Here is a 9,344-nt window from a genome sequence, read left to right as displayed (position 1 = left end):
ACCGCGAAATCGCAAACACGTTCAGTCGCATAAAACAAAACCCCGCCTAAAATAGACGGGGTTTGTCAGCGATCTGACCGTCCCGGTTAAACCGGGACGGTTAGCGTATTATGACAGAAGTGGTTGCGGGGACAGGATTTGTATGTGTTGACGTCGCTTGCGATGGCCTTTCAACAGACGAACTCGGTTGCAGCGCTGTATTGGCGGTAGCCCTCTCCCGCTACCAACCCCCGACGAGCAGAGAGTGTTTCCCATTTTCAGGTCGCAGCCGCAGATTACAGCCCGAGTCGAACGTAGGCCTTCACTGCACCGGGAAAGTCCGCCTACGCATAAGGCATGTTGCATTCATGGCCTTGCAGAAAGGCGAAGCCGTGAGGCGATACTCGCCCACGCCTCGACCAGTCACGACACAGCGGATTGAGCGAGCGCTCGACCGCGTCGCCGAGATCATCGTAGCGCGAGGCGACCATGGTGAGGCATGGCTCCCGCTATACGACTATTTGGAACGCGCCCTGCAGGATCATAGAGCGAAGGAGGAACGCCTCGCCGCAGTGCGCCGGCGTGTCATACGATCCCAGGATCGAACGGCAACACGATCTTCATAAGTTCCTCTTGCCACATCTTCATGTCACCGCCCTCGCCGTATTTCGGACGGTCGATCGTGTGGCCCATCAGCATGCGCCGAAGCTCCTCGTCCAGCCTACCGTTCTTCATGCGGTCTTCGAATGAATGGCGCAGTGAATAGACGGTGTGATTGTCGGTCGGGAACAAATTGTAGCTCTTGAAGTGCTTGTTGAGCAGGGCTGACAGCGACGCCTCGCGATCCTTGTACCGCGGGAAGCCCTTAGGATGCTTTTTGAACACCTCAAGCGCCACGCCGACCAGCGGCACCTTGCGCACCGACGAGGCGGTCTTGATCTCTCTTGGATCGTCGGGGTCGTCGCGCGGCTCGACTGAAATGTGCGGCACCTCGTGGTCAACATGGATGACACCGGCATGCAGGTTCGCGAGTTCGCTCGGCCGGGCTCCCGTCTCAGCGAAGGCAAGCACGATTCCCCGCGCCTCATCATTGAGTGCCGCAAGCGCGCCAGGCGCAAATATCTTGTCGCGAATCCAGTCGGTCGGGAACGGCGGTCGACTGCGTTTCGACTTGTCGGCGAATGACAGATCGGCGAACGGATTCTTCTGTTCGGGGAAACCGAGATGGCGAAAGTAGTCGGTGTAGAGGGTTCGAAGGTTGCCCATGTTTCGGTTGCCTGTCGACGCTGAACGATCTGCTCTCCCTTTCTCCGGCGCAATTCGATCTAGCCAATATTTGTGTACCACTCGCGCGTCGTCGCGCGTGATCTCGCTCATTGGCTTGTCGCCGACTAGGCCGATAAACACATCGACGCTCATTTCGCGCTTTGCCTTCCAGCGCTTCTTTTGGTCAGGGCTTTTGGTGCGGATTTCGTCGCGAGCGATCTCGTTGAAATACAGCTTCAGCGCTTCCGAAATGTTATCGTCAGGGCGGGCGAGCGCGCCGCCGACCGCGTCGACAGATGGTGATTTGGCAGGCTCCCCTATTGTGCTCTCGACCCGCTGCAGGATCGTATCAAGCGGCTCGGCGACCAGGATCTCGGCGAGTGGTCGATAGATGAACCCCAGCGACTCGGCTCGCTTGATGGCTTGGCGGTATCGCACACGCGCCGCCTGTGGATTTTCACCCAACATCAACGAAGCCCACAACGCATTGTCGGCAGCCTCGTGGAGATCTCTGGCGGTACGCGCCTTTATGCGGTCGGTGGTGTCGAGGGCGCGGCGCACGAACACGCCACGCTCGTCGAGGTCCCTGACCTCTCTGGGCACGCGGCGGTAGTAATGGAAATGATCGCCCCTCAGTTGCAGGAAGCGGTCAGTATCATGCTCTTCGCGTCGTCTTCCCACGTTTCTAAAACACCATTTGTATCACAATAGGTAACACAATAGGTAACACAAAATGGAAAAAGGCCGCAAGACCAATCACCCGCAGTGGAAAATTCCATAATAAATTCAATTACTTAGCGGGAAAACCGATGGTACCGTTGGCTGGGATCGAACCAGCGACCTCCGGATCCACAATCCGGCGCTCTAACCATCTGAGCTACAACGGCACGTCTTAACGTTAGTAGCAGGATCGGGGTGGAAGGTTCACTCTCCGCGATCCGCTCTTTCGTTCGGCGATGCGTCCTTACGGGCTTATGAATTCTAATTCAAGGCTTTTGCAAAGCAAAGGCCACTTCCCTACAGCGGCGCCCCTTTCGCCGGGCAAAGAAAAAGGCCGGCGGGAGGAGGTGCCGGCCTTTTCCTGTTACGAGCCAGCGGGAGGAGGTGCTGGCTGGTCACCCCGAAGAGCAGAGGGAGGAGGTTCCACTCGCCGGGTATTCGCTCGGTCGCAACTGTCTCACATCTATTTGTCCGACAAAATGCGACCTTTTGTTGCATCCGCGGACGATGCGCACTTGTTAGGCGGCCTTGATTTCCTTGATCGCCTTCTCGAAGGCGGTCTTGATCGGCTTCGAGACGTCCTCGGCCGCCTTCGAGGCAACGGCCTGGAAGTCCTTGGCCTGCTCGACGGTCAGTTCGACGCGCTTACGCAGGAACGCGGTCTGCAACTCGATGACTTCCGACAGCGACTTCGCGCCGATCAGGGCTTCGAGATGCGAGAAGCCGGCCTCGGCGTTGGCGCGCAGCGCGGTGATGGTCTTGAGCGACAGGTCGCTGGAAACAGCCTTGGCGGTTTCGTAGGTCGACTCCAGGGCCTTCTGGGTTTCCTCGGCACCGGTCTTGAGCTTGGCGTAGGCCTCCTTCGACTGCTCAACGCCCTTTTCGGCGAAAGCGCGCATCTGGTCGGTGGCCTTGGAAGCGTCGAAGCTCGGGAATTCAACGTTTTCGATCGTCTCGGCGGTCTTGGTCCTGGACATTTTCCATCCTTTTCAGCGGCAGCGGCTTTGACAGAAAGCCGTCTCGTTCATGTATGATGGCAACATAAAGGCAAATCTTGTGCATTGCAATATCTTTGTTGCAGTGCACAAAAAAATGTTTTGGGCCGTTAACCAAACGGCCAAAATTCAGCCTTTGCACGTTCTGGCTTGTGGACCTTCGTGGCTGCGGCTTTTATTAACAAAGCGTTAACTGCAAATTCGCCGCTCCGTGAGGGTTCGCCAAGCGCATGCCGTCCGAATATTCCTTCCTCGACGTCGCCGTGCTTGACGCGGTCCGCCAGCGGTTTGCCGCCGGCGACGCAATCGCGATCCTGTCGGTGGACCTCGAGCAGGTGATCTGGGCCAACGGGCCGGGCGCCGCCATGTTCGGCTATCCCGATATCGAAGCGATCATCGGGGCCTCGGCGCGGCTGCCGCTGGTCGCACGCCGCCAGATCATGGCGACCAGCGGTTTTCCCCAGATCGGCGTCGATCGATCGATCACCGTGCGCCTGGCGACCGGCATGACCAGTCGCGCCGTCGGCTTTCTTGCCAGTGCCGTGACGCTACCCGACGGCGAGAATGCCATCATGCTGGCGGTGCCGGCCGCGCAGACCGGCTCGCGCAGTGCCGCCGAGATCGCCGGCCGGGCAATCAGCGGCTTTACCGAAGACGGCCATTTCATCGCCTTCATCGATGCCAAGGGCAATGTCGAGGCCGCCTCGGAGGGATTTTCGGCGCTCGGCATCCAGCCCGCGACACTGGCGGCCCTGGTGGCAGACGTCGCGGCCGAGGGCGAGCGCATCGTCAAGCGCCTCGTTCCGGGCGGCAGGACCTCCTACCCCGCCGGTCTCGCCCGGCTGACGCCGGAGCGGCATCTGCTGGTGGTGATAGACGAGGACCAACTCGAGGACAGCGCGGCTCCGGCAGACGGTTCGCCCGCGACCACGGAAAGCCCTGCCGAGGAGGTTGGCGTTCGGATGGTGGGAACCGCCGCGACAGAGGCGAGCGAGCGGTTGCCCGTCGCTGCCGCGACCGAGCACGAACACGTCCCTTCCGAACCCATGGCTGGCGAGATGCCGGAGCCGACAGCGTGGGAAATCGAGGAGCCGGCCGGGCCGACACCCGCTGCCGCCGACAATGATCAGCCGGCGGCGGGCACGCCGGGGCAGCACGATCATTGGTATTTCAATGCCGGAGAAGACGACGCGCCAGCCGCGCCGGAACCGAAACGCGTGGCGGAGGCGGTCGGCACCGAAGCTGCGGTGCACAGCGTAAAGCAGGACGAGGCCACCTCGCCCGTAGCCCCGACCGCGACCATGGCCACCCGGACCATAGACCGCTCGGCCGCACCGCTGCGTTTTGTCTGGCGGACCGACGCCGAGGGCAAGTTCAGCGCCCTGTCGCCGGAATTCGCCGATATCGTCGGCCATCCGGCCGCCGACGTGATCGGCCGGCGCTTCCGGGATGTGGCGGCGGCCTTCGGCCTTGATGCGTCCGGCGAGATCGCCGGCCTGCTGGAGCGGCGCGACACCTGGTCCGGCCGCTCGGTGCTGTGGCCGGTCGTCGGTAGCGACCTGAAGATCCCTGTCGACTTGGCGGCGTTGCCTGTCTATGGCCGCGGCCGCGCCTTCGAAGGCTTCCGCGGCTTCGGCGTCGCGCGAAGCGGGGATGCGGTCGTCGATCCGGAAGCGATCGGCATGGCATTGGTGCCCAATGGCGAAATGCCGGCCGCACCCAAGCCGGAAGCCGTAGAGACAGTGCCGGAAGATCCAAAGGCCGAAGAACCAAAGGCATCGGATCCGTTCAAGGGCGAAGTGCCGGCGCTGACCATCGTCCCGAAACCTGAGCGGCGCTTTGCCGACAAGGTCATCCGGTTGGCCGAACACCGGCAGCCGGCCAACGACAAGGGACTATCCTCGCTGGAACGCAGCGCATTCCGCGAGATCGGCGAGCGGCTGAAAAAAGACAGTTCCACGGCAGAGCCGCCGGCGGCAGCCGAGCCGGCAAGGCAGGCGGAACAAGGTGCCGGAATAGGGTCTTTGCCCGGGCCGCACGACGCGGCCAAGGCGGAGGCCGATGCGAAGCCGCGGGCGGATATCGCCGACCCGAATGCCGGACCAGCAGGCTCGAGCCAGGAACCGGCGAGCGGCCCGGCGCATGAGATGGCAGCGCCCGATACGGAAGACGAGCCGGATGCGGGCGAATTTTCCCCAAGCGATGCCGAGGATCAGAGGGATCTGGCGCGGCTCGACGGTGCGCAACCGGACCAGGCCGAACAACAGGCGCCGGCCTCCGGATCCCCGCCGCCGGAGGCCTCGGGCTCCCTGCTCGACTATGCCGCCCACGATAGCGACAAAGAGGCGGCGACGGCCGAGGATGGCGAGGCTGCGGCGCAGGCAGAACCTGCCCAGGCACCGGCCGATGACGACAGCATGACGTCAGACGATTTTCGCGACGCCGAGGATGACGAGGATTGGGCCGGCGACGCAGCAACTGCATCCGGCGATCAAGCGATTGCGGCCACCGGCGGAACCGGCGGCACGCATCACGCGGCCGAGACGCCCATCCAGCCGCCAGGCCTGCACGTACAGCCGCTCAAGACCGAAGGGTTCATGCCGTCGGCTTTTTCCGTCGGCACAGAAAACAAGACGCCCGATACATCGCTGCTCGGCAAGCTGCCGGTGCCGCTGATCATCCATTCAGGCGACCAGTTGCACTATGCCAACGAGGAATTCCTCGACCTGACCAGGTACGCGACGCTGGAGGACCTCGAGGATGCGGGCGGCCTCGGCGCTTTGTTTGCCGATCCCTATGCCGATGACGGCGCCTCCGACGGCAGCGACCGGGCGCTGCGGCTGAAGACGCGCGACGGGCAGGAATTCCCGATCGACGCCATCCTGCGCTCCGTGCCCTGGCGCGACGGCAAGGCCCTGATGCTGGTCGTTCGCCGTTCCGGCGAGGATGATGCCCCCGCGGCGGCGCATGCGATCGGCGAGGAGCCGACGCAGCCCGACATTTCCGAGCTCAAGGCACGCATCGCCGAGATGCGCACCATCATCGACACAGCTACCGACGGGGTCGTGCTGATCGGCAGCGACGGCACCATCCGTTCGATCAGCCGCCCGGCCGAGGCGCTGTTCGGTTTCGACAGCGACGAGGTGACCGGCAAGCCCTTCGCCTCGCTGTTTGCCATCGAGAGCCAGCGCGCGGCGCGCGACTATCTCACCGGCCTGTCGGAGCCTGGTGTGGCGAGCGTCTTGAATGACGGCCGCGAGGTGATCGGCCGCGAAGCACAGGGACGCTTCATCCCGCTGTTCATGACCATCGGCCGGTTGCCCAACGACAGCGGCTTCTGTGCCGTGGTGCGCGACATCACGCAGTGGAAGCGAGCCGAAGAGGATCTCACCCAGGCGCGCGCGGTGGCCGAACGCGCCTCCTCGCAGAAGACAGATTTCCTCGCCCGCATCAGCCATGAGATCCGCACGCCGCTCAACGCCATCATCGGCTTTTCCGAACTGATGGTCGACGAGAAGTTCGGGCCGGTGGCCAATGACCGCTACCGCGATTATCTGCGCGACATCAACCGCTCGGGCAACCACGTGCTCGATCTGGTCAACGACCTCCTGGATATCTCGAAGATCGAGGCCGGCCAGCAGGAAATGGCTTATGAGGCGGTGTCGCTCAACGATACACTGGCCGAAACCGTGGCGATGATGCAGCCCCAGGCCAACCGCGAACGCGTCATCATCCGCTCCAGCTTCGCCTCGCGGCTGCCGGAAGTGGTGGCGGACCTGCGCAGCGTGCGCCAGATCGCGCTCAACATCCTGTCCAACGCCGTGCGCTATACCGAGGCCGGCGGCCAGGTGATCGTCTCGACCGCCTACGAGACCTCGGGCGACGTCGTCATGCGGGTCCGCGACACCGGCATCGGCATGAGCCAGGCCGAGATCGAGCAGGCGCTGAAGCCGTTCAAGCAGATCAATGCGCTGAAGCGTGGGCGCGGCGACGGCACCGGCCTTGGCCTGCCGCTGACCAAGGCGATGGTGGAAGCCAACCGCGCCCGCTTCACCATCAATTCGACGCCCGGCGAAGGCACGCTGGTGGAGGTTGCGTTTCCCTCGACCCGGGTGCTCGCGGAATAGCAAGCCAAGAAAAAAGGCGCCCGGTAAGGACGCCTTAGGAAATTGGATTGCTGTCACAACGGGGGCTTGAGCTGAATTCAGATCCTCGGGGCTGAGGAACGGGATTTCTCCCTCAAGTTACGTGCGACTATCGACGCCGGGCCTTAACAAGTCCTTACCGGGGCGCCAAAAAATTTACGAATGTGTACCACTCGTGAAATCTAGGTAAATTCGTGCGACATATTTCGTTAACCATGGCGGTCGTGGTCACTGCGCGAGCTGCGGCAAGTCGCGGAATAGTTCCAGCGCTTCCGGGTTGGCCAGCGCTTCCTTGTTCTTGATGGCGCGGCCGTGGACCACGTCGCGCACCGCAAGCTCGGTGATCTTGCCCGACTTGGTGCGGGGGATGTCGGAGACGGCGACGATCCTGGCCGGAACATGGCGTGGGCTGGCGCCGCCGCGGATCTTGGCCCGGATGCGCTTTTCGAGATCGTCGTCGAGCTTGACACCGGCGGCAAGCCGCACGAACAGCACGACGCGCACATCATTGTCGAAATCCTGGCCGATGCACAGCGCCTCCAGGATTTCCGGCATCTGCTCGACCTGGTTGTAGATCTCGGCCGTGCCGATGCGCACACCGCCGGGGTTGAGCGTCGCGTCGGAGCGGCCATGGATGACCATGCCGCCATGATCGGTCCATTCGGCGAAATCGCCATGGCACCAGACATTGTCGAAACGCTCGAAATAGGCCGCCTGGTATTTCCTGCCGTCGGGATCGTTCCAGAAGCCGATCGGCATGGAAGGGAAAGCCCTGGTGCACACCAGCTCCCCCTTCTCCTGCCGGACCGGCTTGCCGTCATCGTCCCAGACGTCGACGGCGAGGCCGAGGCCCGGCCCCTGGATCTCGCCGGTCCAGACCGGCTGGGTCGGCACGCCGAGCACGAAGCACGAGACGATATCGGTGCCCCCGGACACCGAGGCAAGGTGCACGTCCTTCTTGATGCCATCATAGACGAAGCGGAAATCCTCGGGCGAAAGCGGCGATCCGGTGGAGGATATGGCGCGTATCGTCGACAGATCATGGCTGCGGATCGGCTTGAGGCCGGCCTTGCGCACGGAATCGATGAACTTGGCCGAGGTGCCGAAAAAGGTCATCTTCTCGGCATCGGCGAAATCGAACAGCACATTGCCGTCGGGATAGAACGGAGAACCGTCGTAGAGCAGCAACGTGGCGCCGGAAGCGAGGCCCGAAACCAGCCAGTTCCACATCATCCAGCCGCAGGTGGTGAAATAGAAGAAGCGATCGCCATCGCCGAGGCCGGCATGCAACCGGTGTTCCTTGACATGCTGAATGAGCGTGCCGCCGGCCGAATGGACGATGCATTTGGGAACGCCGGTGGTACCGGACGAAAACAGGATGTAGAGCGGATGCGAAAACGGCAGCCGCTCGAAGGTGACGGGCCTGACGGCAAAGGGCGACAGGGCCTCTTCCATCGCCACCGCCTTGTCGATGGTATCAGCCACGTCGGCGGAGGTGCCGAGATAGTCGACGAGCAGGACTTTGCGGACGCCGCCGAGCCTGGCCGCGACCGCCTTGATCTTGTCGGCGACCTCGATCGCCTTGCCATTATACCAATAGCCGTCCGGCGCGATGAAGATGACTGGCTCGATCTGGCCGAACCGATCGAGCACGCCCTGCTCGCCGAAATCGGGAGAACAGGATGACCACACCGCCCCGATGGAGACCGCCGCCAGCATGGCGGCGACGGCTTCGGGCATGTTGGGCATCATCGCCGCTATACGGTCACCCTTCTTCACCTTGAGCGCCAGGAAAAGCTGCTGCAGGCGCGAGACCAGGCCATGCAGTTCATTCCACGACAGCCGCCTCTCGACCTTGTCCTCGCCGCGAAAGACGATGGCCTCGCCAGCGCCGGTCTTTTTCAGAAGGTTTTCGGCGAAATTCAAAGATGCGTCCGGAAAGAAAGAGGCGCCGGGCATCTTCTCGCCGTCGAGCAGCAGTCGTTCACCCTTGTCGCCTTCAAGACCGCAGAAATCCCAGACGAGACCCCAGAACGCCTCCCGGTTCTCGACCGACCAGAGGTGGAGGTCGGCGTAGGACGAGAATGGACTGCCGGTACTCGCTGCCGCGGCCTTCATGAAAGCGGTCAATGGCGAGGCATCAATCTGGTCTTGCGTCGGGGTCCAGAGCGGTAGTTCGCCAGCCATGATCGATCCTCCCACGGTCGCCATCGCTTATGCATATCGCTGCGCGGCAGAG

Annotated in this window: 5 protein-coding genes and 1 tRNA gene; 1 reads left to right on the top strand and 5 read right to left on the bottom strand. The window is 62.6% G+C overall.

The genetic code is table 11. The features are described from left to right. Positions 1-323 precede the first annotated feature (323 nt). From LB571_RS09100 to LB571_RS09085, 4 genes are all read right to left on the bottom strand, one after another. Complete coding sequence (locus LB571_RS09100; RefSeq protein WP_224593829.1) at positions 324-470, bottom strand: hypothetical protein; 147 nt, start codon at positions 468-470, stop codon at positions 324-326. A 94-nt stretch (positions 471-564) separates the two neighbouring features. Continuing rightward, positions 565-1,926 (bottom strand): integrase, encoded by a 1,362-nt coding sequence (locus LB571_RS09095; protein WP_224593822.1) that lies wholly within the window; start codon positions 1,924-1,926, stop codon positions 565-567. A gap of 129 nt (positions 1,927-2,055) precedes the next feature. Next, a tRNA-His gene (locus LB571_RS09090) sits at positions 2,056-2,132 on the bottom strand. Positions 2,133-2,483: 351 nt separating this feature from the next. Then, on the bottom strand, positions 2,484-2,942 hold the full coding sequence (locus tag LB571_RS09085; RefSeq protein WP_015316319.1) for a phasin: 459 nt from the start codon (positions 2,940-2,942) through the stop codon (positions 2,484-2,486). A 248-nt stretch (positions 2,943-3,190) separates the two neighbouring features. Here LB571_RS09085 and LB571_RS09080 point away from each other — a divergent pair, with 248 nt between their 5' ends. After that, positions 3,191-7,087, top strand: a complete 3,897-nt coding sequence (locus tag LB571_RS09080) for a PAS domain S-box protein (protein ID WP_224593820.1) — start codon at positions 3,191-3,193, stop codon at positions 7,085-7,087. A 246-nt stretch (positions 7,088-7,333) separates the two neighbouring features. Here the strand turns inward: LB571_RS09080 and LB571_RS09075 are convergent, their stop codons facing one another. After that, positions 7,334-9,292, bottom strand: a complete 1,959-nt coding sequence (locus LB571_RS09075; protein ID WP_224593817.1) for an acetoacetate--CoA ligase — start codon at positions 9,290-9,292, stop codon at positions 7,334-7,336. Positions 9,293-9,344: the final 52 nt, after the last annotated feature.

Source organism: Mesorhizobium sp. BR1-1-4 (assembly GCF_020165375.1).
Lineage (GTDB): Bacteria > Pseudomonadota > Alphaproteobacteria > Rhizobiales > Rhizobiaceae > Mesorhizobium > Mesorhizobium australicum.
Note: the sequence above shows the minus strand (reverse complement) of the source record. Positions and strands in the feature narration are given on the sequence as shown.